This window comes from Clostridium aciditolerans (assembly GCF_016316925.1).
GTDB classification, from domain to species: domain Bacteria; phylum Bacillota; class Clostridia; order Clostridiales; family Clostridiaceae; genus Clostridium_AM; species Clostridium_AM aciditolerans.
In genome coordinates, this window is sequence record NZ_JAEEGB010000020.1 from 1 (window position 1) to 24,629 (window position 24,629).

At 33.6% G+C, this 24,629-nt stretch carries 42 protein-coding genes; all 42 read right to left on the reverse strand.

Annotated elements, in window-relative coordinates; genetic code table 11:
* Positions 1 to 108 precede the first annotated feature (108 nt).
* The 42 genes from glmL to rpsJ all read right to left on the reverse strand — a co-directional run bounded on the left by glmL (position 109) and on the right by rpsJ (position 24,281).
* Positions 109 to 1,500, reverse strand: coding sequence for a methylaspartate mutase accessory protein GlmL (glmL, locus tag I6U51_RS16090; protein ID WP_211143613.1), 1,392 nt, complete (start codon positions 1,498 to 1,500; stop codon positions 109 to 111).
* A gap of 41 nt (positions 1,501 to 1,541) precedes the next feature.
* Complete coding sequence (gene glmS, locus I6U51_RS16095) at positions 1,542 to 1,952, reverse strand: methylaspartate mutase subunit S (RefSeq protein ID WP_211143614.1); 411 nt, start codon at positions 1,950 to 1,952, stop codon at positions 1,542 to 1,544.
* A gap of 17 nt (positions 1,953 to 1,969) precedes the next feature.
* Entirely contained in the window at positions 1,970 to 2,947 is a 978-nt protein-coding gene (locus I6U51_RS16100) for a GntR family transcriptional regulator (RefSeq protein ID WP_211143615.1), read from the reverse strand.
* Between the two features lie 340 nt (positions 2,948 to 3,287).
* Complete coding sequence (gene cwlD / locus I6U51_RS16105) at positions 3,288 to 4,001, reverse strand: N-acetylmuramoyl-L-alanine amidase CwlD (protein WP_211143616.1); 714 nt, start codon at positions 3,999 to 4,001, stop codon at positions 3,288 to 3,290.
* 100 nt (positions 4,002 to 4,101) lie between these two features.
* Positions 4,102 to 4,494, reverse strand: a complete 393-nt coding sequence (gene rpsI, locus I6U51_RS16110; RefSeq protein WP_178906767.1) for a 30S ribosomal protein S9 — start codon at positions 4,492 to 4,494, stop codon at positions 4,102 to 4,104.
* A 25-nt stretch (positions 4,495 to 4,519) separates the two neighbouring features.
* On the reverse strand, positions 4,520 to 4,954 hold the full coding sequence (gene rplM / locus I6U51_RS16115) for a 50S ribosomal protein L13 (protein WP_211143617.1): 435 nt from the start codon (positions 4,952 to 4,954) through the stop codon (positions 4,520 to 4,522).
* A 196-nt stretch (positions 4,955 to 5,150) separates the two neighbouring features.
* The gene (gene truA, locus I6U51_RS16120) at positions 5,151 to 5,885 is read right to left on the reverse strand and encodes a tRNA pseudouridine(38-40) synthase TruA (RefSeq protein ID WP_211143618.1); all 735 of its coding nucleotides are present in this window, start codon (positions 5,883 to 5,885) and stop codon (positions 5,151 to 5,153) included.
* Positions 5,885 to 6,691, reverse strand: a complete 807-nt coding sequence (locus I6U51_RS16125) for an energy-coupling factor transporter transmembrane component T family protein (protein WP_211143619.1) — start codon at positions 6,689 to 6,691, stop codon at positions 5,885 to 5,887. Before I6U51_RS16125 ends, truA begins: the two co-directional genes overlap by 1 nt.
* Before the next feature lie 12 nt (positions 6,692 to 6,703).
* A complete protein-coding gene (locus tag I6U51_RS16130) occupies positions 6,704 to 7,558 on the reverse strand; it encodes an energy-coupling factor transporter ATPase (RefSeq protein ID WP_211143620.1) in 855 nt (284 codons plus the stop codon).
* Positions 7,543 to 8,388: an energy-coupling factor transporter ATPase gene (locus tag I6U51_RS16135; protein ID WP_211143621.1), complete on the reverse strand. Its 846-nt coding sequence runs from the start codon at positions 8,386 to 8,388 to the stop codon at positions 7,543 to 7,545. Before I6U51_RS16135 ends, I6U51_RS16130 begins: the two co-directional genes overlap by 16 nt.
* Positions 8,389 to 8,486: 98 nt before the next feature.
* Complete coding sequence (rplQ, locus tag I6U51_RS16140; protein WP_211143622.1) at positions 8,487 to 8,828, reverse strand: 50S ribosomal protein L17; 342 nt, start codon at positions 8,826 to 8,828, stop codon at positions 8,487 to 8,489.
* 58 nt (positions 8,829 to 8,886) lie between these two features.
* Positions 8,887 to 9,834, reverse strand: a complete 948-nt coding sequence (locus tag I6U51_RS16145; RefSeq protein ID WP_211143623.1) for a DNA-directed RNA polymerase subunit alpha — start codon at positions 9,832 to 9,834, stop codon at positions 8,887 to 8,889.
* Positions 9,835 to 9,896: 62 nt separating this feature from the next.
* On the reverse strand, positions 9,897 to 10,517 hold the full coding sequence (gene rpsD, locus I6U51_RS16150) for a 30S ribosomal protein S4 (protein WP_211143624.1): 621 nt from the start codon (positions 10,515 to 10,517) through the stop codon (positions 9,897 to 9,899).
* 20 nt (positions 10,518 to 10,537) lie between these two features.
* A complete protein-coding gene (rpsK, locus tag I6U51_RS16155; protein WP_178906758.1) occupies positions 10,538 to 10,936 on the reverse strand; it encodes a 30S ribosomal protein S11 in 399 nt (132 codons plus the stop codon).
* 23 nt (positions 10,937 to 10,959) lie between these two features.
* Positions 10,960 to 11,331 carry a 30S ribosomal protein S13 gene (gene rpsM / locus I6U51_RS16160; RefSeq protein ID WP_211143625.1) on the reverse strand — a complete coding sequence of 124 codons (372 nt, stop codon included), beginning with the start codon at positions 11,329 to 11,331 and terminating at the stop codon, positions 10,960 to 10,962.
* A 180-nt stretch (positions 11,332 to 11,511) separates the two neighbouring features.
* A complete protein-coding gene (gene rpmJ, locus I6U51_RS16165) occupies positions 11,512 to 11,625 on the reverse strand; it encodes a 50S ribosomal protein L36 (RefSeq protein WP_025434559.1) in 114 nt (37 codons plus the stop codon).
* Positions 11,626 to 11,641: 16 nt separating this feature from the next.
* Entirely contained in the window at positions 11,642 to 11,860 is a 219-nt protein-coding gene (infA, locus tag I6U51_RS16170; protein WP_011988826.1) for a translation initiation factor IF-1, read from the reverse strand.
* Entirely contained in the window at positions 11,847 to 12,146 is a 300-nt protein-coding gene (locus tag I6U51_RS16175; RefSeq protein ID WP_211143626.1) for a KOW domain-containing RNA-binding protein, read from the reverse strand. The genes infA and I6U51_RS16175 overlap by 14 nt, the downstream gene beginning before the upstream one ends.
* 17 nt (positions 12,147 to 12,163) lie before the next feature.
* Positions 12,164 to 12,913 carry a type I methionyl aminopeptidase gene (gene map / locus I6U51_RS16180; RefSeq protein ID WP_211143627.1) on the reverse strand — a complete coding sequence of 250 codons (750 nt, stop codon included), beginning with the start codon at positions 12,911 to 12,913 and terminating at the stop codon, positions 12,164 to 12,166.
* A complete protein-coding gene (locus tag I6U51_RS16185) occupies positions 12,910 to 13,563 on the reverse strand; it encodes an adenylate kinase (RefSeq protein ID WP_211143628.1) in 654 nt (217 codons plus the stop codon). Before I6U51_RS16185 ends, map begins: the two co-directional genes overlap by 4 nt.
* Before the next feature lie 23 nt (positions 13,564 to 13,586).
* Positions 13,587 to 14,867: a preprotein translocase subunit SecY gene (gene secY / locus I6U51_RS16190; RefSeq protein ID WP_211143629.1), complete on the reverse strand. Its 1,281-nt coding sequence runs from the start codon at positions 14,865 to 14,867 to the stop codon at positions 13,587 to 13,589.
* The gene (gene rplO, locus I6U51_RS16195) at positions 14,868 to 15,308 is read right to left on the reverse strand and encodes a 50S ribosomal protein L15 (RefSeq protein WP_211143630.1); all 441 of its coding nucleotides are present in this window, start codon (positions 15,306 to 15,308) and stop codon (positions 14,868 to 14,870) included.
* A gap of 21 nt (positions 15,309 to 15,329) precedes the next feature.
* Positions 15,330 to 15,509 (reverse strand): 50S ribosomal protein L30, encoded by a 180-nt coding sequence (gene rpmD, locus I6U51_RS16200; RefSeq protein ID WP_211143631.1) that lies wholly within the window; start codon positions 15,507 to 15,509, stop codon positions 15,330 to 15,332.
* A gap of 12 nt (positions 15,510 to 15,521) precedes the next feature.
* Positions 15,522 to 16,019 carry a 30S ribosomal protein S5 gene (gene rpsE / locus I6U51_RS16205; protein WP_178906750.1) on the reverse strand — a complete coding sequence of 166 codons (498 nt, stop codon included), beginning with the start codon at positions 16,017 to 16,019 and terminating at the stop codon, positions 15,522 to 15,524.
* 16 nt (positions 16,020 to 16,035) lie between these two features.
* Complete coding sequence (gene rplR / locus I6U51_RS16210) at positions 16,036 to 16,395, reverse strand: 50S ribosomal protein L18 (RefSeq protein WP_211143632.1); 360 nt, start codon at positions 16,393 to 16,395, stop codon at positions 16,036 to 16,038.
* A gap of 18 nt (positions 16,396 to 16,413) precedes the next feature.
* Positions 16,414 to 16,956: a 50S ribosomal protein L6 gene (gene rplF, locus I6U51_RS16215; RefSeq protein ID WP_211143633.1), complete on the reverse strand. Its 543-nt coding sequence runs from the start codon at positions 16,954 to 16,956 to the stop codon at positions 16,414 to 16,416.
* Between the two features lie 211 nt (positions 16,957 to 17,167).
* Positions 17,168 to 17,566 (reverse strand): 30S ribosomal protein S8, encoded by a 399-nt coding sequence (gene rpsH, locus I6U51_RS16220; protein WP_211143634.1) that lies wholly within the window; start codon positions 17,564 to 17,566, stop codon positions 17,168 to 17,170.
* A 32-nt stretch (positions 17,567 to 17,598) separates the two neighbouring features.
* Positions 17,599 to 17,784 carry a type Z 30S ribosomal protein S14 gene (locus I6U51_RS16225; RefSeq protein ID WP_123054717.1) on the reverse strand — a complete coding sequence of 62 codons (186 nt, stop codon included), beginning with the start codon at positions 17,782 to 17,784 and terminating at the stop codon, positions 17,599 to 17,601.
* Between the two features lie 12 nt (positions 17,785 to 17,796).
* Positions 17,797 to 18,342 carry a 50S ribosomal protein L5 gene (gene rplE, locus I6U51_RS16230; protein ID WP_211143635.1) on the reverse strand — a complete coding sequence of 182 codons (546 nt, stop codon included), beginning with the start codon at positions 18,340 to 18,342 and terminating at the stop codon, positions 17,797 to 17,799.
* A gap of 21 nt (positions 18,343 to 18,363) precedes the next feature.
* Complete coding sequence (gene rplX, locus I6U51_RS16235) at positions 18,364 to 18,681, reverse strand: 50S ribosomal protein L24 (RefSeq protein WP_211143645.1); 318 nt, start codon at positions 18,679 to 18,681, stop codon at positions 18,364 to 18,366.
* Positions 18,682 to 18,706: 25 nt separating this feature from the next.
* Positions 18,707 to 19,075: a 50S ribosomal protein L14 gene (rplN, locus tag I6U51_RS16240; protein WP_211143636.1), complete on the reverse strand. Its 369-nt coding sequence runs from the start codon at positions 19,073 to 19,075 to the stop codon at positions 18,707 to 18,709.
* Positions 19,076 to 19,104: 29 nt separating this feature from the next.
* A complete protein-coding gene (gene rpsQ, locus I6U51_RS16245) occupies positions 19,105 to 19,359 on the reverse strand; it encodes a 30S ribosomal protein S17 (protein WP_211143637.1) in 255 nt (84 codons plus the stop codon).
* A gap of 20 nt (positions 19,360 to 19,379) precedes the next feature.
* Positions 19,380 to 19,592 (reverse strand): 50S ribosomal protein L29, encoded by a 213-nt coding sequence (gene rpmC, locus I6U51_RS16250; protein WP_211143638.1) that lies wholly within the window; start codon positions 19,590 to 19,592, stop codon positions 19,380 to 19,382.
* Positions 19,582 to 20,025: a 50S ribosomal protein L16 gene (gene rplP, locus I6U51_RS16255; RefSeq protein ID WP_211143639.1), complete on the reverse strand. Its 444-nt coding sequence runs from the start codon at positions 20,023 to 20,025 to the stop codon at positions 19,582 to 19,584. The genes rpmC and rplP overlap by 11 nt, the downstream gene beginning before the upstream one ends.
* A gap of 17 nt (positions 20,026 to 20,042) precedes the next feature.
* Positions 20,043 to 20,714 carry a 30S ribosomal protein S3 gene (gene rpsC / locus I6U51_RS16260; protein WP_211143640.1) on the reverse strand — a complete coding sequence of 224 codons (672 nt, stop codon included), beginning with the start codon at positions 20,712 to 20,714 and terminating at the stop codon, positions 20,043 to 20,045.
* 15 nt (positions 20,715 to 20,729) lie between these two features.
* On the reverse strand, positions 20,730 to 21,065 hold the full coding sequence (rplV, locus tag I6U51_RS16265) for a 50S ribosomal protein L22 (protein ID WP_178906739.1): 336 nt from the start codon (positions 21,063 to 21,065) through the stop codon (positions 20,730 to 20,732).
* 22 nt (positions 21,066 to 21,087) lie between these two features.
* Positions 21,088 to 21,372, reverse strand: a complete 285-nt coding sequence (rpsS, locus tag I6U51_RS16270) for a 30S ribosomal protein S19 (RefSeq protein WP_178906738.1) — start codon at positions 21,370 to 21,372, stop codon at positions 21,088 to 21,090.
* 66 nt (positions 21,373 to 21,438) lie between these two features.
* The gene (rplB, locus tag I6U51_RS16275) at positions 21,439 to 22,272 is read right to left on the reverse strand and encodes a 50S ribosomal protein L2 (RefSeq protein ID WP_178906737.1); all 834 of its coding nucleotides are present in this window, start codon (positions 22,270 to 22,272) and stop codon (positions 21,439 to 21,441) included.
* Positions 22,273 to 22,331: 59 nt separating this feature from the next.
* Entirely contained in the window at positions 22,332 to 22,625 is a 294-nt protein-coding gene (gene rplW, locus I6U51_RS16280) for a 50S ribosomal protein L23 (RefSeq protein ID WP_211143641.1), read from the reverse strand.
* Complete coding sequence (gene rplD / locus I6U51_RS16285; RefSeq protein WP_211143642.1) at positions 22,625 to 23,245, reverse strand: 50S ribosomal protein L4; 621 nt, start codon at positions 23,243 to 23,245, stop codon at positions 22,625 to 22,627. Before rplD ends, rplW begins: the two co-directional genes overlap by 1 nt.
* Before the next feature lie 25 nt (positions 23,246 to 23,270).
* The gene (gene rplC, locus I6U51_RS16290) at positions 23,271 to 23,900 is read right to left on the reverse strand and encodes a 50S ribosomal protein L3 (RefSeq protein ID WP_211143643.1); all 630 of its coding nucleotides are present in this window, start codon (positions 23,898 to 23,900) and stop codon (positions 23,271 to 23,273) included.
* A gap of 72 nt (positions 23,901 to 23,972) precedes the next feature.
* Positions 23,973 to 24,281, reverse strand: a complete 309-nt coding sequence (rpsJ, locus tag I6U51_RS16295) for a 30S ribosomal protein S10 (protein WP_211143644.1) — start codon at positions 24,279 to 24,281, stop codon at positions 23,973 to 23,975.
* Positions 24,282 to 24,629 lie beyond the last annotated feature (348 nt).

The window sequence follows — 24,629 nt, forward strand, 5'->3', positions numbered from 1 at the left end:
AAGATCTACTTCTTTACCAGTTGGCCACTGTGCTAAAACCTCTTTTCTCATATTGAAAAACTCTTCATCAGTCCATTTTTTATTTCTAAGTTCCAATCCGATTACCTCCTAATCTACATTAACCAAATATTTTTTCATTATTCTTACTGCTTTATCTGGATTCACTTCTGCTAATAACCCCATAGCAGATAAAATATATGTCTTATCCATTAAATATTTAGGATTTTTTGGTTTTAGAGAAGTAGGGTTAGTCACATCAAATGTTCCTGCTTTTAATATCTCTGCAGGGTTTTCGCTATGAACTAGCACTCCACCTGTACCTATTAAATATTTAACCTCTAAAAGATCCTTACCTTCCTGTGAATATATAACACCACATGGTGTGTATAATGTTTCAAGCACCCCAACATGTCTTTCTAAAGCTATTTCAGTTGCAGTTTTTGCCATAGCCTCATCAAACTTTATTTCTTCTTCTGTAGTTGGTACCATTCTTATATTCTCTGCTCTATATCTACAATTTGCCTCTATGTCTACTGTCTTATCACCTAGATATTTTTGTATTTTTCTTGTTGTAGCTGCTTCCCATAAGGCAACTGCAGAATATCTCATTCCTAAATCACCTTCTACAGTTCTCTTTGCAAAAGGCTCTTGAAGACCTCTTAGTGTTACTCCAGCCTTTGATGGTTCCCCATCAGCTAATGAGTGTACATCAGTAGTAGCTCCACCTATATCAACTACTGCCAAGTCTCCTAATCCTTCTTCTTTATCGCTTCCTTCACTTAAAACCCTTGCTGCTTTTAATACTGCTGCCGGTGTTGGCATTAATATTCCATTTATAAAATTCTCAGCATCTTTCATGCCCTTAGCTTCAACTATTTTTTCCATAAATATTTTTCTTATTTCTTCTCTAGCCGGTTCCACATTTAATGTATTGAGCTTTGGCATTACATTATCAGTTATTTTATAAAACATACCTGCATCTTTAAGTATTTTTTCAACAGTGTCCACCGCTACCTTATTACCAGCTACTACTACAGGAAGATCTATTCCACTTTCAGCAAGCATTTTTGCATTATGGATTATACAGTCCTTATTTCCTCCATCAGTACCACCGGCAAGAAGAATAATGTCTAGTTTTGAGTTTCTAATTTCTTCTATCTCTTTTGAAGTTAAATCATAACTATATACATTCAATACCCTTGCTCCAGCACCTAATGCTGCTCTTTTTGCTGCTTCAGCTGTAAGCTCTGGTACTAAGCCAATAGCAACCATCTTTAATCCTCCAGCCGCTGAAGAACAAGCCAACTTTTTAATAAAATTGACTTCTTTACCCTGAAGCTTTTCTTGCAACTTTTCATAAGCATTATTAAACCCTACCATTATATCGTTTTCAATAGTAGTAATGTCTTTTGCAGTAGCAAGTATTTCTTCATTCTCAATATCCACGGCGGTAAGTTTGGTATAAGTGCTACCAAAATCTATAAGCAAATAACAATCCAAATCTATCACTCCTGTTTTCTCACACAGAGGTTTTATTTAAATTAATTTTCTATTTTTAAGTCTGTCTTTAAGTCTCTTATTGTTATTTCTGGTGATGTTCCTGGAGCATACACTTTATCGAATCCCATTTCTTTAAACTTTTGATGAACATCTTCCCATTTTTGTTTTCCAACAACTAAGTTTCCACCAACATACATTAATATTCCTTTTAATCCTGCTTCATCACATTTTTCTCTTAATCCTCTACAATCTATTTCTCCATGTCCATATAATGATGAAACTATTATAGCATCTGCATTAGTTTCTATTGCAGCATTTATAAAATCCTCCTGTGGAGAAAGAACTCCTATGTTTACTACATTAAATCCTGCTTGTGTAAATGAATGTTCTAATATTTTGTTTCCTACAGCATGACAATCTGATCCAATTACACCTATTACTAAAGTTTTCATTATGAGACCTCCCAAATTTACTTTTGATATTTTAATTCAATAATTTTTGATTTTAATGCCTTTATTGAGCTATCATCAAGACTATATATGAATCTTAATACTTCTTTTTCCTCACCTACGATTTCTCTTACATCCTTATATCTACCAGGTGAAACTATTATTACATCTGAGCTATTTGTAGTCTTTTTCAATTCATCTTTATCTGTAGCATTTGTATACTGTATATTGATATTACCTAAGCCAGCTTTTTCTAAAGCTCCTCTTGCTTTAAACATAAACTCTTGTGACATACAAACAAATCCAAACTTAGTTTCTTCAGGATATCTTGCTATCTTAACTATTGTCTGTAAATCCACGTTGATTGCTACTCCAATTACTTCTTTTTTAAATGGCTTAGTCAACCTAGCAACTTCATTAACATGATTAAATGTAGCTATAATAACCTGACACTTTTCTATTATATTTTTCTTTTCTTCATTTATATCCATTATGTCATTTAGAGTAAATGGAATTACATTCATATTTGTACTTTCAGTTAATTGTTTACTAAACATCCTTGATTGTTCAATATTGCATTCCACATACAAGGCCGTTATTTTACTCATTATTTCTTTCTTTTCTTTAACTCTTTGGGCAACTATATCTAGGAATTCATCTACGTCCATTCCAGTCTCTATTGCTTCTTCTAATCCTAAATCTACAAATTTTATTATTTTTTCTTTTATGTTTTGAGCCTTCCATGGATTAGCTTCTTCAGCTACAAAAGTTCCTCTGCCTTGATAAGACTTCAAAACACCTTCCTGTTCCAATTCATTGTAAGCTGCACTTATAGTGTTTCTGCTAACCTTTAAATTTTCTGACAGTTCTCTTTCTGTAGGCATTTTATTACCTACCTTTAAGGTGCCATTCTTTATTAAGTCCATTATTTGTTTTTTTACTTGCAAATAAAGTGGTACTCCACTTTCCTTGTTTATTCTAATATCTATAATAATCACCCCAAAGCTTCCATTGGATTAATGGACTAATCCATCCTTTAATTAAATAATAACATATTCAAAATTGGACATCAATAACCAGTTACAAAAATTCAAAATTAAGAAAATTTTAATGTAAATTGACTAACTTATATTTTTTATACATTTTTATCTTATTATTATGCAATTGTTAAAACCTTAATTTTAAGCACATTTTAGATAAATAATAAATATTATGCAAATACATTTGCATATTTATTAATTCTTTATCAATACCTTACCTATGTATTTTGAATAATTGTACACAAAAAGCTGCAAGTTATATTTCACAACTGCAGCTTTTCATCTCTATTTTTTATATTTATTGATTATAATAAAATTTCACCGAATTTTCTATGGATTCCGCAATTTTATTTTGATATTCTTCCGATTTCAATTTCTGTTCTTCAATTTGATTTGATAAGAATCCACATTCAACTAATACACCAGGCATATCATCATTGCACCTTAATACTTTATATGAATCTAAAGCTGGTTTCGCTTGTCTATTATTATTGATGTCTAAATCTTTTTTCAAATTGTCTTGAATTATCTTAGCAAGTCTTTGACTATCCTTATTTCTTGAATACCATACTTGAGCACCATAGTATTTAGACTCCTGGAACATGTTTAAATGTATACTAATAAACATATCACATTGAGTGTCTTTCTTAATATTACATCTATTATTTAAGTCCTCAATTTTTTTCTTTCTTATCTTACCTTCATCAGTATATAAACCTTTATCTTCTTCTCTAGTCATTATTACTTTATAGCCATCCTTAACCAGCCTATCTCTAAGCTTTAAACTTATCTTCAAATTAATATCTTTTTCCATGGTTCCAGTTGGTGATACAGCTCCCCCATCTATCCCTCCATGCCCGGGATCTATAAGAATAATCTTATTCTCATTTTCTTTATTTATTTTACGATTGTCAGCAATTATTGCATACCTTGCATTGGCATAAAATATAGAAGCTAGTCCTAAAAATACTATAAAAATAACTATTAATAACTTAGCATTCTTGAACTTCAATTTTTCCCCTCCTAAAATAGAACTTCATATATATTTTATGCTTATACACTAAATATAATTTATTATAAATAAAAAAAGAGAGGAAATTTCCTCTCTTTGATTATCTCTTTGAGAATTGTGGAGCTCTTCTTGCTTTTTTAAGACCGTATTTCTTTCTTTCCTTCATTCTTGGGTCTCTTGTTAAGAAACCAGCTTTTTTAAGCTCTGGTCTTAAATTCTCATCAGCTTTTAATAAAGCTCTTGATATTCCGTGTCTGATAGCTCCAGCCTGACCTGTGAAACCACCACCATGTACATTTACTAGTACATCGAATTTTTCTTTAGTTGCAGTTAAAACTAAAGGTTGATTAACTATAACTCTTAAAGTTTCTAATCCGAAGTAAGTTTCTGCATCTCTTTTATTTATTATTACTTTACCTTCACCAGGTACAAGTCTTACTCTTGCTATTGATTTCTTTCTTCTTCCTGTTCCAAAATATTGAACCTTAGCCATTTTTTCTCCTCCTTCCAGCTTCCAATTAATATCTTAATTCTAATACTTCTGGTTTTTGAGCTTCATGATTATGCTCAGCACCTCTGTATACTTTAAGTTTCTTAAGCATTTGTCTTCCTAATACTCCGTTTGGAAGCATTCTTCTTACTGCTTCTTGGAATACAAACTCAGGTTTCTTTGCTATAGCCTCTCTATATGGAGTCTCTTTTAATCCACCTGGATATAATGAGTGGTGTCTTAACATTTTTTGATCTAATTTTTTTCCTGTTAAAACTACCTTCTCAGCGTTTATTATTATAACAAAATCTCCTGTATCAACATTTGGTGTAAATGTTGGTTTATTCTTTCCTCTTAATATTGTAGCTACTTGGCTTGCTACTCTTCCTAGTGGTTTTCCAGCAGCATCAACAACATACCATTTTCTTTCAACTTCTTGTGGTTTAGCTATGTATGATTTCATCTTTTTCCCTCCCTGAATTCTTCTACATAAAATACGTTCTTCTATATAAAGACCCGGGGCTAGTGGATCTTTTATACTCTTGATACAAACATTTATATTATAATACAATCTGCCTGGCGTGTCAATAAATTTCGCTAAAGCATTATTGTAATTTATTAACTGGGTGTTAAAGTTAGTGTAAATTGTAATTAGATTGTTAATAATACACTTCCTCTAAACATAATCCACTTGCTGGTACTGATTTACCAGCTTTAGATCTATCCTTAGATTTTATTATATCTACTATATACTCTGGACTAAATCTTCCTACTCCAACCTCTAGAAGAGTTCCGACAATTATTCTAACCATGTTATATAAAAAACCGTCACCAACTATACTAAACTTTATAGTTTTTTCTTCCTTAACTATTTGTAATTCTTTTATAGTTCTTACAGATGTCTTTACTGAACTTCCGGTTTTCTTAAAAGCGGAAAAATCATGAGTTCCTAAAAAATATTTTGATGCTTCTTTCATCTTTTCCATGTCTAGGTTTCTATGAAAATAATACACATAATTTCTGCCTATAGCAGGTCTCTCAGCACCAGTTACAATAGTGTATATGTATCTTTTCCCTAAGCTATCAAATCTAGAATGAAACTTTTCATCTACTTCTTTAGAATTGATTATAACGATATCCTCTGGTAAAAAACTATTTAACGCCTTTTTAAAATTTGATGAAGGTATCTTGCTTTCTGTATAAAAGTTACATACAAAGCCCTTTGCATGTACTCCAGCATCTGTTCTACTAGATCCTGTAACTTCCGAAAAGTTCCCTGTAACAATTTCTACTGCTTCTTCTACTCTTTGTTGTATGGTAATTACATTGTTTTGTCTTTGCCAACCTGCATAATTAGTACCATCATATTCTACAATCAATTTTATATTTCTCATCAATGCCACATCCTGCTCCATATAGAAAGCGACACCAATGCTACTGTAAAGAACGATGCAATCAAGTCTTTGTTAGTTAACCTTAACTGTTTCATTCTAGTTCTTCCTTCGCCACCTCTATAGCACCTTGATTCCATTGCCATAGCTAATTCATCAGCGCGTCTGAAAGAGCTTATAAATAACGGAACTAGTATAGGAATCAAGCTCTTGGCTCTTTGCATTAAATTACCTGACTCAAAATCAGCTCCTCTAGCCATTTGTGCTTTCATTATTTTATCTGTTTCATCCATTAAAGTTGGAATGAATCTTAATGCAATAGTCATCATCATAGCAAGCTCATGTGCAGGTATTCCTATCTTTTTTAAAGGATTTAAAAGCTTTTCTATACCATCTGTCAATTCTATTGGAGAGGTTGTTAGAGTAAGTAAGGATGTTCCAATTATTAGGAACACAAGTCTTAAAACCATAAATGCAGCTAAAATTAATCCTTCTCTATAAATAGTTATAAATTTCCACTGAAATAATGGCGGATTATTTCCACCAGTCATAAACATATTTAATAAAGCAGTTATAATAGCTAAGACAAGTATAGGTTTAAGTCCCTTGTATATATACCTGAATTGAACTTTAGAGATAATTATAGAAAATAAAGTAAAAATCGTTATAAATATATAACCTTTGAAATTACTCACTATAAATAAATCCACTATATATATTAAAGATATCAATATTTTAACTCTTGGATCTAATTTATGCACAAAAGACTCACCAGGTATATACTGTCCTATTGTAATATCTTTAATCATTTATTAGCTCCCCTAACGTTTATTTAGTATTTTAAGTATTTCTTTTTTAGCTTGTTCAACTGTAAATATGTTATCAGATATGTCAAATCCTTTTGATTTAAGGCTTTTAACAAGATATGTTACTTGTGGAACTGCAAGCCCAACGCTTTCTAGGGTATCTATTTCCTTAAATACTTCATATGGTTTACCATCAAGTATACATTTTCCCTTATTCATTACTAGTATTCTATCAGCAAGCTTTGCTACATCCTCCATGCTATGTGAGACAAGTACTATAGTCATGTTATACTCTAAGTGTAGGTCTTTTATCTTACCTAAAATCTCGTCCCTTCCTTTTGGATCAAGACCAGCTGTCGGTTCATCTAATATTAGAATTTTAGGCTCCATTGCTACCACGCCTGCTATTGCTACTCTTCTCTTTTGTCCTCCACTTAGTTCAAATGGAGACTTATCTTTATACTTTTCATAATCTAGACCTACCATATTCATTGCTCTTTTAACTCTTTTATTTATATCATCATCACTTAATCCTAGATTCTTAGGTCCAAAAGCAATGTCTTTTTCTATAGTTTCTTCAAACAACTGATATTCTGGATACTGAAACACAAGCCCTACTTTTTTTCTTATAAAATTTAAATTTGTTTTTTTTTCTGTAATATCAACATCGTCTATTATTATACTACCTGAATTTGGCTTTAACAGACCATTAATATGTTGGATAAGCGTAGATTTTCCTGACCCAGTATGACCAATTAGTGCAAGAAATTCCCCGCTATTTATAGTAATATTAACATTATCAAGTGCCTTTTTTTCGAAAGGAGACCCCTTCATATATATATGAGTTAAGTTTTCTATTTTAATCGACATAATTCATCCACCATCTCATCTATAGTTAATATATCTTCTCTAATATTTAATCCACTATTTTTCAATTCATAGGATAATTCTGTCATTTGAGGTACATCAAGTCCCATAGTTTTCATTTCTTTAACTTTACTAAAGATATCTTTTGGAGTACCTTCCATCATAACCTTACCTTCATCCATAACTACTATTCGGTTAGCTTCCACAGCTTCTTCCATATAGTGTGTAATGAGTACTATAGTTATACCATACTTATTATTTATCTCTTTTATAGTTTTTATTACTTCTCTTCTTCCTGAAGGATCAAGCATAGCAGTGGATTCATCAAATATTATGCACTCAGGCATCATAGCCAATACTCCAGCTATAGCTACTCTTTGTTTTTGACCTCCTGATAGCAAATGGGGTGCATGTTTCCTGTACTCATACATGTTAACCTTTTTCAAACAGTCATCTACTCTGCTCCTAATTTCAGAAGGTTCAATACCTAAGTTCTCTGGCCCGAAAGCTACATCTTCTTCTACAATAGTCGCAACAATTTGATTATCAGGATTTTGAAATACCATACCTGCCTTGTTTCTTATATCCCAAATGTTTTTTTCTATAGATGTATCGAGTTTACCAACATATACCTTCCCTTCACTTGGAACCAGTAATGCATTCATATGCTTTGCTATAGTTGATTTTCCAGATCCATTTCTTCCTAAAATAACAAGAAACTCACCTTTTTTCACCTCTAAGGTAACATCATTTATAGCTAATTTTATATCATCCTTATTATTACTCTCATATTTAAAAACAACGTTTTGACACTGTACCATCTTTTCTTCCATAAGAAACACCCCGCTATTTTTGCAGCAATAAAATAATATATTATAGCAAAATGGGGACTAAGCTGGCCTACTTAATCCCCTTAATTTTATAGCAATTATTATACTAATTCTAGTATAACAACTTCAGCTCCATCGCCTCTTCTTGGTCCTACTTTATACATTCTTGTATATCCGCCGTTTCTCTCAGCATATTTAGGAGCTACATTGTCAAATAAGTTTCTTACTACTTCCTCTTCAGTTACAAAAGAAAGTACTTGTCTTCTAGCATGAAGATCTCCTCTTTTAGCAAGAGTTATCATTTTTTCAGCTAGACTTCTAGTTTCCTTCGCTCTAGTTTCTGTTGTTTCAATTTTACCATGCTTTAAGAAACTAGTAACAAGGTTTCTAAGCATTGCTTTTCTTTGGTCAGTTGGACGACCTAATTTACGATATCCTGCCATCTCCTATACCTCCTTACCTTTACTCTTCTTCAAGTATGACTATATCAGAACTACTATATTATTCTTCACTCTGTTTTAATGATAATCCTAAAGCAAGAAGTTTTTGTTCAACCTCTTCTAAAGATTTTTTACCTAGGTTTCTAACCTTCATCATGTCATCCATGGTTCTTTCAGTTAGTTCCTGTACGGTATTAATACCTGCTCTTTTTAAGCAATTATAACTTCTAACAGAAAGATCAAGTTCTTCTATTGTCATTTCAAGAACTTTTTCCTTTTTGTCTTCTTCCTTTTCAACCATTATTTCAACATTATTGGCATGATCAGTTAAAGTCATAAATAACTTAAAATGCTCTATTAGAATCTTAGCAGATAAACTAATAGCTTCATCAGGCATTATAGTACCATTAGTCCAAACTTCAAGAGATAACTTATCATAATCAGTAATCTGACCAACTCTTGTATTTTCTACAACAAAGTTAACTCTTTTGATTGGAGTATATATTGAATCTACAGGAATAGTACCTATAGGCATCTCTTCTGCTTTATTCTTAGTTTGAGAGACATAACCTCTTCCTCTATTAATCATGATTTCCATATAAAGCTTTCCATCTTCATCAAGAGTAGCTATATGTAAATCTTTATTGATTATTTCAACGTCTCCATCAGTTCTAATGTCTCCTGCTGTAACTTCTCCTGGTCCTTGTGCATCTATGTAGACAGTCTTAGGACCATCTCCATTCATTTTTAATGCTAACCCCTTAATGTTTAGAATTAATTCGCTAACATCTTCTTTAACGCCACGGACAGTCGAAAACTCATGGAGAACTCCCTCTATTTTAATGTGGTTGGCAGCCACTCCTGGTAATGAAGAAAGGAGAATTCTTCTTAATGCATTACCAAGAGTAGTACCATATCCTCTTTCTAGTGGTTCTACCACAAACTTACCATAGGCACCATCTTCACTAACTTCAACACACTCTATTTTAGGCTTTTCTATCTCTAACATGAATATAACCCTCCTTCTATTTATATTAAAATGTATTTTGAGGGCAACTGATTCTATATTAATTACTTACTATATAACTCTACTATTAATGTTTCGTTAACAGGAATATCTATATCTTCTCTAGTTGGCTCTCTAAGAACTCTTCCTTGGAAATCTGCAGTACTTCCCTCTAACCAAGCTGGTACAGTCTTTGGATTTTCAGCAAATACCTTAAACTTTTCTGATGCTCTGCTCTTTTCACGAACAGCTATAACATCTCCAGCTGATAATCTGTATGAAGCAATATCTACTTTTTTACCATTAACTAAGAAGTGTCCGTGAGTTACTAATTGTCTAGACTCACTTCTTGATCCGCCAAATCCTAGTCTGTAAACTACATTGTCAAGTCTTAATTCAAGAAGTTTTAACAAGTTTTCACCTGATATACCTCTCATTCTTTCAGCTCTTTCGTATGTAGCTCTGAATTGACCTTCTAATAAGCCGTACATCTTTTTAGCTTTTTGTTTCTCTCTTAATTGTAAGCCGTAGTTAGATAATTTCTTTCTACCCTGTCCGTGTTGTCCTGGTGCATATCCTCTTCTTGAGAATGAACACTTATCTGTATAACATCTATCCCCTTTTAGGAATAGCTTTAAACCTTCTCTTCTGCATATTCTACATGCAGGTCCAGTATATCTTGCCATTAATTCTACACCTCCTATGCCTAGACTCTTCTTCTTTTTGGTGGTCTACATCCATTATGTGGTATTGGAGTAACATCTTTTATTAATGTAACTTCTAATCCAGCAGCTTGTAATGATCTTATTGCAGCTTCCCTACCAGCTCCTGGTCCCTTTACATAAACTTCAATACTCTTTAAACCATGTTCCATAGCTGCTTTTGCAGATGTTTCTGCAGCCATTTGTGCAGCAAATGGAGTACTTTTTCTTGAACCTCTGAAGCCTAATCCGCCTGCACTAGCCCATGATAAAGTGTTTCCTACTGCATCAGTAATTGTAACTATGGAATTGTTAAAAGTTGATTTTATATGCGCACAGCCATGCTCAACATTTTTTCTTTCTTTTTTTCTTCTTGTCTTTTTAACCTTTGATCCAGCTGCCATCGTTTTCCCTCCTTAACTATTAATTACTTCTTCTTCTTAGCACCTATCATCTTTTTAGGGCCTTTTCTTGTTCTAGCATTAGTTTTAGTTTTTTGTCCTCTTACTGGAAGGCCTCTTCTGTGTCTTATTCCTCTGTAACAGCCGATTTCTACTAATCTCTTTATGTTAAGAGCAATTTCTCTTCTTAGGTCACCTTCAACTTTAACGTTCTTATTTATATAATCTCTTAAAGCATTAACTTCTTCTTCAGTTAAATTCTTAACTCTAGTATCTGGGTTAACTCCAGTTTCGCTAAGAATTTTTTGAGAAGTTGGTAGTCCTATGCCATATATATAAGTTAAACCTATTTCAACTCTTTTTTCCTTTGGTAAGTCTATACCTGATATTCTTGCCATTAATATTTACACCTCCTAAATATCTAATTGGTAAGCATATAATACGCTTATTTTTCAATTTAGTTCTGCTTTTATATAAAGTTTTAGGTTAATAGAACAAGAACCTTATTCTATTATCAGCCGCATCCTAAAACATTATTAACTTAAATTAATATAATCTATTATAAAATATAGTATATATTAGCCTTGTTTTTGCTTATGTTTAGGATTTTCACAGATAACCATTACTCTTCCTTTTCTTTTTATAATTTTACATTTTTCACAAATAGGCTTAACTGATGGTCTTACTTTCATAGCTAACCCTCCTTAATTACTTTGCTCTCCAGGTTATTCTTCCACGAGTTAAATCGTAAGGAGAAAGTTCTACTGTAACTTTATCACCTGGTAAAATTCTTATAAAGTTCATTCTTAATTTACCTGATATGTGCGCTAGTATCTTATGTCCGCTTTCCAGCTCTACTTCAAACATTGCATTAGGTAATGCTTCAAGCACAGTACCCTGCATTTCTATAACATCATCTTTTGACATAAGGCAATCGAACCTCCCTATTATTGTCATAGGACTGCAAAATTCTTTTTATAACTGCATTAGTAACTTTTTCGTCTGACATTAATAAGCTTTCTATTTCTTCAGCAATTATATTAGTAAACTCTAAGTGTTTTACTTTTTTCTTCTTAGGTTTTTCTACAGGCCTAAGGCTACCATCACAAACATAAACATACTCATCATCTAGTACGCTTACTACTACGAAAACCTTGCCTTGATCTCTTCCTGCTTTAGAATAAGCTATTTTTCCCAAACAGTTGTTATTCAACAATACATTCACCTCTGTTAAACTATGGTTAGTATTTCAGGGCCGTTATCTAAGATAGCAACAGTATTTTCATAATGTGCTGATAAACTCTTATCCACTGTAACAACAGTCCAGTCGTTTGATTCTACTTCTACATTGTACTTACCTATATTAACCATAGGCTCTATAGCTAACACAATGCCTTTTTTTAATGTAGGACCTCTTCCTGGTCTGCCATAGTTAGGTACTTCAGGATCCTCATGCATTTCTTTTCCTATGCCGTGGCCCACATAATCCCTAACTACAGAATAGCCAAAGCTTTCAACGTATTCCTGAACTGCAGCTGATATATCCGTTAATTTATTACCAACAATAGCCTTTTCAACACCTTTGAAAAAACTTTGCTTAGTTACTTCAATTAACTTTAATGCTTCTTCTGAAGTCTTTCCAACAGAAAAAGTCCTTGCTGCATCTCCTTGATATCCATTTAATATAGCCCCACAATCAACGCTAATAATATCGCCTTCTTGCAAAACTACATTTTTTGATGGAATACCGTGAACCACTTCATTATTAACAGAAGTACATATTGAACCTGGAAATCCACAGTAACCTTTAAAAGACGGCTTTGCACCTTGCTTTAAAATATACTCTTCTGCAATTATATCCAATTCTGCAGTAGTTATTCCAGGTCTTATTGCCTCTTCAAGCTTTAACAGGGTATTGGCAACAACTTTACCTGCATGTCTCATATACTCAATTTCTATATCGGTTTTAATTATTATCATTTAGCAACCGCTCCTAGAACATCACAAATTTTTTCAAATACCATGCCTATTTCTTCTGTTCCATCTACCTTTGCGAGTATATTTTTCTCCTTATAGTACTGAATTAAAGGCTGAGTCTGTCTGTCATAGACATCTAATCTTTCTTTGACAGTTTCCTCAGTATCATCTTTTCTTTGCACTAAAAGTCCGCCACAAACATCACACTTATTTTCAACTTTAGGTGTATTGAATTTTATATGATAACTTGCGCCGCATGCAGAGCAAACTCTTCTGCCTGTCATTCGTTCCAAAATAAATTCTTTAGGAACGTCGATCAGTAAAGCTGTATCAATTTTTTGTTCATTGCTGTTCAAAAATGAATCTAACGCCTCAGCCTGCTTCACTGTTCTTGGAAAGCCATCTAATAAAAAGCCGTTTTCACAATCATTCATACTTAATCTATCATTAACTATACCTATAGTAACTTCATCCGGTACTAACTGTCCGTTATCCATATACCTCTTAGCTTCTATTCCAAGAGGAGTTTTTTCTGAAATATTTTTTCTGAAAATATCTCCTGTTGATATATGCGGTATAGAATATTTTTCAGTAATTAATTTAGCCTGTGTTCCTTTTCCAGCTCCCGGAGGACCTAGTAAAATAATCTTCAACCGAATCATCTCCAAATACTTTTTTATTTTAAGAATCCTTGATAATGACGCATTACCAATTGAGACTCTAGCTGCCTTAAAGTATCAAGTGCAACCCCTACCATAATTAGTAGCCCAGTACCGCCAAAATATATTCCTTTAAAGTTGGAATATGATTCTGCAAGAATAGGAGTTATCGCTATTATTCCTGCAAAAGCTCCACCAATTATGGAAATTCTAGCAAGAACTTTTCCTATATAGATAGCTGTTGGTTCGCCTGGTCTTATTCCTGGTACAAATCCTGAAGATTTATGCATGTTCTCAGCCATTTCATCTGGCTTGAAAGTAACTTCAGTATAGAACCAAGTGAAGAAAATTGTTAATGCAAAATAAGTTAAAGCATACTGCCAGCTGTTTTCTTTAAACAAGCTAAACTTACTACCAGTAATAAACTGATAAAAAGCTGAATTTGGCCAGAACTGACCTATTGTCATCGGAAATTGCATAACTGATATTGCAAAAATTATTCCAATAACTGCTGATCCGTTTACATTGATAGGAATATGGGTTGATTGACCCTTATATACCTTGCCACCAGCTGTTTTACCTGCATATTGAACAGGAATTCTTCTTTCTGACAGACTCATTATTACAACTCCTATAAATAAGGCTAAAGCTGCTAAAGCAAATACTACAAGTTCAATAAAATTCACTGTCTCTGCTTTTTGGAGTCCTATAATTTGGTATAAAGTAGTTGGGAATCTTGACATGATATTCACAAATATTATGAGTGATATACCATTTCCAACTCCTTTTTCAGTTATCTTATCACCAAACCACATTAAAAAGGTTGATGCTGTCGTTAACGTAAGTATTATCAAGAATATATTTAACTTATTTGACGGATCTTGAAGTGCACCAGCTCTAGTTATTATTGCATATGTGCTAAAAGCTTGAATTATTCCTAAAGGTACTGCAGCATACCTTGTGTACTGCTGTATCTTCTTTCTTCCATCTTCACCTTCTTTTGAAAGTTGTTCCAACCTTGGAACTGCAATTGTTAATAACTGCATAATTATAGAAGAATTGATGAATGGAACTACTCCCATTGCAAAAATACTAAATTTACTAAATGCACCACCAGATATTAAATCATAAAAGCCAAATAATGATCCGCTTTTTGTTAAACTAGTAAGCTTTGCCGTGTCAATTCCAGGAACAGGAATTGTATTTCCCATCCTGAAAATTGCTACCATAAATAATGTAAATAATATCTTTTTTCTAAGTTCAGGAACTTTCCAGGCATTACGTAAAGTTGATAGCACCTATATCACCTCAACTTTTCCTCCAGCTGCTTCAATTTTCTCAGCTGCAGCCTTTGTGAATTTTGCTGCCTTAACAGTTAATTTCTTCTGTAATTCACCATTGCCAAGTATCTTTACTCCATTCTTAGCTTTCTTTACTATACCTTTTTCAAGTAATAGTTCAGGTGTAATTTCAGTACCATCTTCAAATATGTTTAGTCTCTCAACATTTATTTCAGCATATTCTTTAGCAAATATATTTGTAAAACCTCTCTTAGGAAGTCTTCTGTATAGTGGCATCTGACCTCCTTCGAATCCTAGTCTTACTCCACCGCCAGTTCTAGCTTTTTGTCCTTTTTCACCTTTACCGGCATTTCTTCCTAATCCAGATCCAGTACCTCTTCCAACTCTTTTTGGTGCTTTTCTTGCGCCTTCAGCTGGTCTTAACTCATGAAGTTTCATTTTATTTACACCTCCTCTGCACTATATCTCTTCTACCTTTAAAAGATAGCTAACTTTATTTATCATACCTCTTATTTGAGGAGTATCCTCATGCTCTACAGTTTTTCCAATCTTCTTAAGTCCGAGTGAATTTACTGTTGCAATTTGGTCTTTTCTTCTTCCAATTAAACTTCTGTTTAAAGTTATTTTTAGTTTAGCCAAGGTCGTTCCCCCCTAACCTAAAATCTCTTCAACGGTTTTACCTCTAAGCTTAGCAATGTGCTCAGCTGTTCTTAGGCTTGATAAACCATTGATAGTAGCGTTAACCATATTTCTTGGATTGTTAGAACCTAATGATTTTGCTCTAACGTCCTTTAATCCAGCAAGTTCAAGTACTGCTCTCGCAGGACCTCCTGCTATAACTCCTGTACCTTCTGAAGCTGTCATTATAAGCACTCTTCCAGTACCAAATTCTCCAACTATATCATGTGGTACAGTAGTACCAACTATTGGAACTTCAACTAAGTTTTTCTTTGCATCTTCTATTGCTTTTCTGATTGCTTCAGGTATTTCTATAGATTTTCCAGTTCCTACTCCAACGTGGCCGTTTTCATCTCCAACAACTACAAGAGCACTAAATCTGAAGTTTCTACCACCTTTAACAACCTTAGCAACTCTATTTATAAATACAACTTTTTCTTTTAGATTTAAAGTGCTAGGATCTATTCTCATTTATTTCCCTCCTTTTTTAGAATTGTAAACCAGCCTCTCTTGCACCTTCTGCAAGATTCTGTACTCTTCCGTGATATACAAATCCGCCTCTATCGAAAACTACTTCTTTAATTCCTTTTTCAATAGCTTTTTTAGCTATTAATTCACCAACTGCTTTTGCTGCTTCTTTATTGCTTCCGATACCGTTAAAATCTTTATCTAAACTTGAAGCAGAAACTAAAGTTACTCCGTTTATATCATCTATAATTTGTGCATATATGTTCTTTTCACTTCTATATACTGAAAGTCTTGGTCTCTCAGTTGTTCCAAAAATCTTTTTACGAACTCTTAGATGACGTCTTACTCTAGCTTTTTTTCTGTCTTCTTTGTTAAACATAAGTTTCACTCCTTTCTACTATTTCTTACCAGTCTTACCTTCCTTACGTCTTATCACTTCGTTATCGTATTTAATTCCTTTTCCTTTGTAAGGTTCAGGTTTTCTCCAAGCTCTTACGTCTGCCGCAACAGCTCCTACTTTTTCTTTGTCTATACCTCTAACTACAACTTTTGTAGCAGCAGGTGTTTCAAATGTTACACCTTCAACTGGTTCTATTTCAACTGGATGAGAATATCCAAGATTCATAACTAATTTCTTACCTTGTAACTGAGCTCTGTAACCTACACCAACTAAATCTAAAGTTTTTGCAAATCCTTCAGTTACTCCGATAATCATGTTATTTATTAATGCTCTTGTTAATCCGTGAAGAGCTCTTACGTTCTTTATATCGCTGTCTCTTGAAACAGTTACAGAGTTGTTTTCAACAACTATGTTAACTTCATTGCTCATAGCTCTTTCAAGTTGACCTTTTGGTCCTTTTACTGTAACAACGTTGTCTGGTGTTACGGTAACAGTTACGCCACTTGGTATAGCTATTGGAAGCTTTCCTATTCTTGACATGATTACACCTCCTGTATTCCTTATAAGCCCGTAATAAATATTATTTATCACGCGTCCTCTATTTCTTTCAAATCATCAACAGGGCATATCTGTTGAATCCATATTTTATTTGTAAATCGCAATAAACATTTCTGCTATGCATTCTATGTTGTTTATATATAAAACATTAATTGCTATATCTTCTCTTTTAAGTTATATATCTATATTTAAACTACCAAATGTAGCAAAGAACTTCTCCGCCTACTCCAAGTTTTGTAGCTTCTCTATCTGTTACAATTCCTTTTGAAGTTGATAGTATAGCAACTCCTAGACCGTTTAATACTTTAGGAATTTCTTCCTTTCTGCAGTAAACTCTTAATCCTGGTTTTGATATTCTCTTTAAACCAGTTATAACTCTTTCCTTGTTTTGACCATACTTCATTGATAATCTTATCATGTTAACGGAACCATCAGTGTATTCCTCTACATCTTTGATATATCCTTCTTGAAGCATTATATTTAGGACAGCCTTCTTAATATTTGAAGAAGGTACTTCCACTATTTCATGTCTAACTATATTTGCATTTCTTATACGAGTAAGTAAGTCTGCGATAGGATCAGTCATTACCATTTATTGTGCCTCCTTTCATCAATAACTAAGTATTACCAACTTGCTTTTCTACATCCAGGTATTTCGCCTTTGTATGCAAGCTCTCTAAAACAAATACGGCATATTCCATATTTCTTTAATACAGAGTGTGGTCTTCCACATATTCTGCATCTTGTATAAGCTCTAGTTGAATATTTTGGTTCTTTCTTCCACTTTTCTATTAAAGCTTTACGTGCCACGTTTTTCCCTCCTTATTTTTGAGCAAATGGCATTCCAAGGAATCTTAATAATTCTCTTGCTTCTTCGTCTGTTTGTGCAGTTGTAACGAAGATTATATCCATACCTCTAACTTTGTCTATCTTATCATATTCTATTTCAGGGAATATTAATTGCTCTTTTATTCCTAATGAGTAGTTTCCTCTTCCATCAAATGATTTATCTGAAACTCCTGAAAAGTCTCTAACTCTTGGTAAAGCAATGTTCATTAATTTATCAGCAAACTCATACATGTTTTGCTTTCTTAATGTAACTTTACAGCCTATTGGCATGTTTTCTCTTATTTTAAAGTTAGCTATAGACTTCTTAGCTCTAGTTAAAACTGGCTTTTGTCCTGTAATTATTGTTAAATCACTAACCGCTGATTCTAACACTTTTGGATTGTCTTTAGCTTCTCCAACACCCATGTTTATAACTATTTTTTCAAGCTTTGGCACTTGCATTATATTATTGTATTCGAACTTTTCCATTAAAGCAGGAACAACTTCTTTTTCATACTTTTCTTGTAATCTTAAACTCATTTGTAGCCCTCCTTTCAAAGATTAGAATGTTTCTCCGCACTTTTTACAAACTCTTACTTTAGTTCCATCTTCTAAAACTTTATGGCTTATTCTTGTTACTGATTTGCATTTATCGCAATATAACATCACTTTTGAACTGTATATAGGAGCTTCTTTATGAATTATTCCGCCCTGCATATTAGCTCTGTTTGGTTTTTGATGTTTTGTTACTACATTAATACCTTTAACAACAACTTTTCCTGTCTTCGGCATTACTGCTAGAACTTCGCCCACTTTACCCTTATCTTTTCCGGATATAACCATAACTGTGTCTTTTTTTCTAACATGTATTTTGTTTATTGCCATCTCTAGACACCTCCTTATCTTATAGAACTTCAGGCGCTAATGATAATATTTTTGTAAAATCCTTATCTCTTAGCTCTCTTGCTACTGGTCCGAAGATACGAGTTCCTCTTGGCTGTTTGTCATCTTTTATTATAACAGCAGCATTTTCATCGAATCTTATGTATGAACCGTCTGCTCTTCTTAATCCTTTTACGGATCTAACTATAACAGCCTTTATAACATCACCTTTTTTAACAACACCGCCTGGTGTTGCACTTTTAACGCTAGCAACTATTATATCACCAATGTTTCCATATTTTCTCTTGGAACCACCTAATACTCTTATACACATAATTTCCTTAGCACCGGAATTATCTGCAACTTTTAATAATGTCTGTTGCTGAATCATTGAAAATACCCTCCTTTCAGCTTTATGGACTATTTAGCCTTTTCAACTATTTCAACAAGTCTCCATCTCTTATCTTTAGACAATGGTCTTGTTTCCATTATTAAAACTCTATCATTAGCTTTTGCTTCATTATTTTCATCATGAGCTTTAAATTTAGTAGTTCTGTTAACTGTTTTTCCGTATAATGGGTGACGAACCTTAGTTTCTACAGCAACTACAATTGTTTTATCCATTTTATCAGAAACGACTCTTCCTATTCTTGTCTTTCTATTTCCTCTCTCCACAGGACAAACCTCCTTTCAGCCTACTGTTCAAACGCCCTTAGTTCTTCTTCTCTAAGGATGGTTTTAATCTGGGCTATAGATTTTTTTACTTCTCTTATTCTCATTGGGTTTTCCAACTGACCTGTAGCTAATTGAAATCTTAAGTTAAATAACTCTCCCTTAAGATCATTTAATTTAGCTTGTAAATCCTGAGGGCCACTTTGTCTTAATTCTTTTAATTCATTAGCCTTCATTGATTTCACCACCCATTTCTTCAAAATCTCTTCTAGTTACGAACTTAGTCTTTACAGGTAGCTTGTGTGACGCAAGTCTCATAGCCTCTCTTGCAACTGTTTCGTTAACTCCTGATAACTCAAATAATATTCTACCTGGCTTAATAACTGATACCCAGTATTCTGGTGATCCTTTACCGGAACCCATACGTGTTTCAGCTGGCTTTTCAGTTACTGGCTTATCTGGGAAAATCTTTATCCAAAGTTTTCCTCCTCTTTTAATGTATCTATTGATAGCTATTCTGGCAGATTCTATTTGATTGCTTGTAATCCATCCACATTCAGTAGCCTGTATAGCGAAATCTCCGTATGCTATAAAATTACCTCTTGTAGCTTTACCCTTCATTCTACCACGCTGTACCTTACGATGTTTAACTCTTTTAGGCATTAACATGTCATATTCCTCCTTCCTTATGCGTTAGCTTCTTCCTTGTTTTCAACTACTTTCTTAGTTGGAAGAACTTCCCCTTTGTAAACCCAAACCTTTACACCGATCTTTCCGTATGTTGTATCTGCTTCCGCAAATCCATAATCTATATCAGCTCTTAATGTTTGTAGTGGAATAGTTCCTTCATGATATGCTTCAGTTCTAGCTATTTCAGCACCGCCAAGTCTTCCTGCGCAGGCTGTTTTAACTCCCTTAACACCATGCTTCATTGCTCTTTGAATTGTTTGTTTCATTGCTCTTCTGAATGAAATTCTCTTTTCTAATTGCTGAGCTATGTTTTCAGCCATAAGTTGAGCATCAGCTTCTGCTGATTTTACTTCAACTATGTTGATTAAAACATTTTTCTCTCCAACTATTTTTTGGATTTCTGCTTTTAAAGCATCTATTCCTTGGCCGCCTTTACCTATTATCATACCAGGCTTAGCAGTATATATATTTAATTTAACTCTTTTAGCTGCTCTTTCAATTTGAATTCTTGAAACTCCAGCTGCAGCAGTTTTAGCTTTTACAAATTCTCTAACCTTATTATCTTCAACTAGGTTATCTGCAAAATTTCTATTATCTGCAAACCATTTAGCATCCCAATCTTTAATTACGCCAACTCTTAGGCCGTGTGGATGTACTTTCTGTCCCATCAGTTTCCCTCCTTCTTATGCTCTTTCTTTAACTATTACAGTTACGTGGCTAGTTCTTTTCTTTATTCTAAACGCTCTACCTTGCGCATGTGGTCTGAATCTCTTTAATGTTGGGCCTGCACAAGCATATGCTTCTGCAACATAAAGATTGCTTTTGTCTAAGTTTAAATTGTTTTCTGCATTTGCTACAGCTGATTTTAAAACCTTATTAACCACCTCAGCTGCATCCTTTGGAGTATATTGTAATATAGCAAAAGCTTCATTTACATTTTTTCCTCTTACTAAATCAAGAACGATACCTATTTTTCTTGAGGACATTCTTACATATTTTGCTATAGCCTTAGCTTCCATTCTATGTTACCTCCTTTCTGGATTATCTAGAACCAGATGATTTTTCATTTTTGGCTACGTGACCTTTATATGTTCTTGTAAGAACAAATTCTCCTAATTTGTGTCCTACCATATCTTCTGATATATATACAGGAACATGCTTTCTTCCGTCATGTACTGCTATTGTATGACCTATCATTTGTGGAAATATTGTTGAACTTCTTGACCAAGTCTTTATAACTTTCTTTTCGCCATTTTTATTCATTTCATTTATTTTATTTAAAAGTCCTTCATGAACAAAAGGTCCTTTTTTAACTGATCTACTCACTTGATTGGCCTCCCTTCATACGATCTGATTAATAGTTAGTGAAGAGAATATATTATTCTCTTCCTACTATTTAGTGTTTCTTCTCTTAATAATAAATCTATCTGAATATTTCTTATGTTTTCTTGTTTTATATCCAAGAGCTGGTTTACCCCATGGAGTCATTGGACTTGCGTGTCCGATTGGTGATCTACCTTCTCCACCACCGTGAGGGTGATCGCAAGGATTCATTACAGAACCTCTTACTGTAGGTCTAACGCCCATGTGTCTCTTTCTTCCAGCTTTACCTATATTAACAATTTCATGTGTTAAGTTTGAAACTGTTCCTATAGTTGCTCTACATTCGATTCTTACATATCTCATTTCACCACTAGGAAGTCTTAATGTAGCATAATCGCCTTCTTTAGCCATAAGTTGAGCTGAACTACCAGCTGATCTTACAAGCTGACCTCCTTTACCTGCTTGTAATTCTATATTGTGAATTACTGTACCTACAGGTATGTTCTTTATTGGAAGACAGTTACCAACTTTTATGTCTGAATCTGCCCCTGATACTACAACATCTCCAACTTTTAATCCAACTGGAGCTATTATGTATCTCTTTTCACCATCATTGTAAACTACAAGTGCTATATAAGCTGATCTGTTTGGATCATATTCTACTGTAGCTACCTTTGCTGGTATTCCATCTTTATTTCTTTTGAAATCTATTAATCTATATTTTTGTTTAGCACCGCCACCTATGTGACGAACTGTTATCTTACCTTGTGCATTTCTACCACCAGTTCTTTTCTTTGAAACAAGAAGTGATTTCTCAGGCACATTTGTAGTTATTTCTTCAAAAGTGCTCATAGTCATCTGTCTTCTTGAAGGTGTGGTAGGTCTAAAACTTTTAACTGCCATTCGGTATTCCCTCCTTCTTTTAGCTTATCTGGTATTCAACCAATAACTGCTTTGCTAGATTACATTCCTTCAAAGAACTCTATAGCTTTGCTGTCTGCTGCTAAAGTTATAATAGCCTTTTTGTAATCTGCTCTTTTTCCAACATGTACGCCTACTCTTTTAGTTTTTCCTAAGTATCTTGCAGTCTTAACATCTTCAACTTTTACTCCGAATACATCTTCAACTGCTCTTTTTATCATAGATTTGTTAGCGTGTATATCAACTATGAAGGTATATTTTTTATCTCCCATAGAAGCCATGCTTTTTTCAGTTATAACTGGTCTTCTAATGATATCATAATTAGTTAACTTCATTATGCATACACCTCCTCAATCTTTGATACAGCATCCTTAGTTATAACAAGCTTTTCGTACTTTAATAAGTCATATACGTTTAAGTTGTTAACTGGAAGTACTGCTACTCCCTCAATATTTCTTGCTGATTTATATATATTTTCATTTGAATCAGCAGTAACTATTAATGTTTTTTTAGCTTCTAATGCGCTTAACATTTTTACTATTTCTTTAGTTTTTGGAGCATCTAATTCAAGACTTTCTAAAACTACCATTTCATTATCATTAACTTTGCTAGTAAGAGCTGACTTCATAGCCACTCTTCTCATTGACCTTGGCACAGAAACTCTGTAGTCTCTTGGCTTTACTGCGAAAACCATACCACCATGAATCCATTGTGGTGCTCTTATTGAACCCTGTCTAGCTCTACCAGTTCCTTTTTGTCTCCAAGGCTTTATTCCACCCCCAGAAACTTCAGCTCTAGTTTTAGCTGATTGAGTTCCTTGTCTCTTGTTAGCAAGTAATGCAACCACTACTTGATGTAAAGCATATTGGTTAACTTCAACAGCAAATACGCTTTCTGATAGTTGAACATCTCCAACTTTTTGACCTTCTTTATTAAATAATCCTACTGTAGGCATTCTGCATCCTCCTTTCTACCCAAACTTAAGCTTTAACTGTATTTCTTATTACTACAAAGCCCTTATTAGGTCCTGGTACTCCGCCTTTTATTAATATAATATTTTTTTCAGGCATAACCTTTGCAACTTGTAGATTTAATACTGTTGTATTTTCATTGCCCATGTGTCCTGGCATTTTCTTGTTTTTGAATGTTCTTGATGGATCTGATGATCCTCCCATTGAACCAACTGATCTATGGAATTTTGAACCGTGAGTCATTGGACCTCTGTGTCCGTTCCATCTCTTAATTGTACCTTGGAATCCCTTACCTTTTGATATTCCAGATACGTCTACTCTTTCTCCAACAGCGAATACGTCAGCCTTTATTTCTTGACCAACTTCATATCCACTTATATCTTCTAATCTTAACTCTTTTACAAATCTCTTTAAACCAACACCTGCTTTTGCAAAATGTCCTTTAACTGGTTTGTTAACAAGTTTTTCTCTTATATCAGCAAATCCTACCTGTATAGCTTCGTAGCCATCTTTTTCTGTAGTTTTCTTTTGAACAACTACACATGGACCAGCTTCAACAACTGTAACTGGAATTATCTTTCCATCTTCTCCGAATATTTGAGTCATACCAAGTTTTTTACCTAGTATAGCCTTTTTCATTATCTACACCTCCTCAACATATTAGCGGATCGCTATGCGATCATAATAGTTAGTAATAGTTATCTATTACAATTATAGTTTTATTTCAATATCTACACCTGCTGGTAAATCTAATCTCATTAGAGCATCAACAGTTTTTGGTGATGGACTTATTATATCTATAAGTCTCTTGTGAGTTCTTATTTCGAACTGCTCTCTTGAATCCTTATACTTGTGTGGAGCTCTTAAAATTGTTACAACATCTTTTTCAGTTGGTAGTGGAACTGGTCCAGCCACCTTTGCTCCTGTTGATTTTGCAGTTTCTACAATTTTTTCAGCTGATTGATCTAGTATATTGTGATCAAACGCTTTTAATCTGATTCTTATTTTTTGTTTTGCCATTGTTTTTCCCTCCTTTTCATGCACGCTTTACTTCTTACGCACAACAGCGGATGCGTTCTGTAAACTGTTCCGGGTGTTGCATATTTTTTTAAATAACGACACCGAACACAGAACCACCGTCGCCTGGTTCAAGACCTCGGCATACTCAGTCAAGAATTACCCGGAAGCCCGGCAACCTCTTGCCTCATCACTGTTATCACATTACAACTTCTTAATTATACAATATATTATTTTGTTTGACAAGTATAATTTTTAATATTAATTAATTTTATTAAAAAAGGAAAGAGCGTCCCCTTTCCTTTTTATAATTAAAGGCCTTTAATTTTTAATAATTACTCAACTATCTTA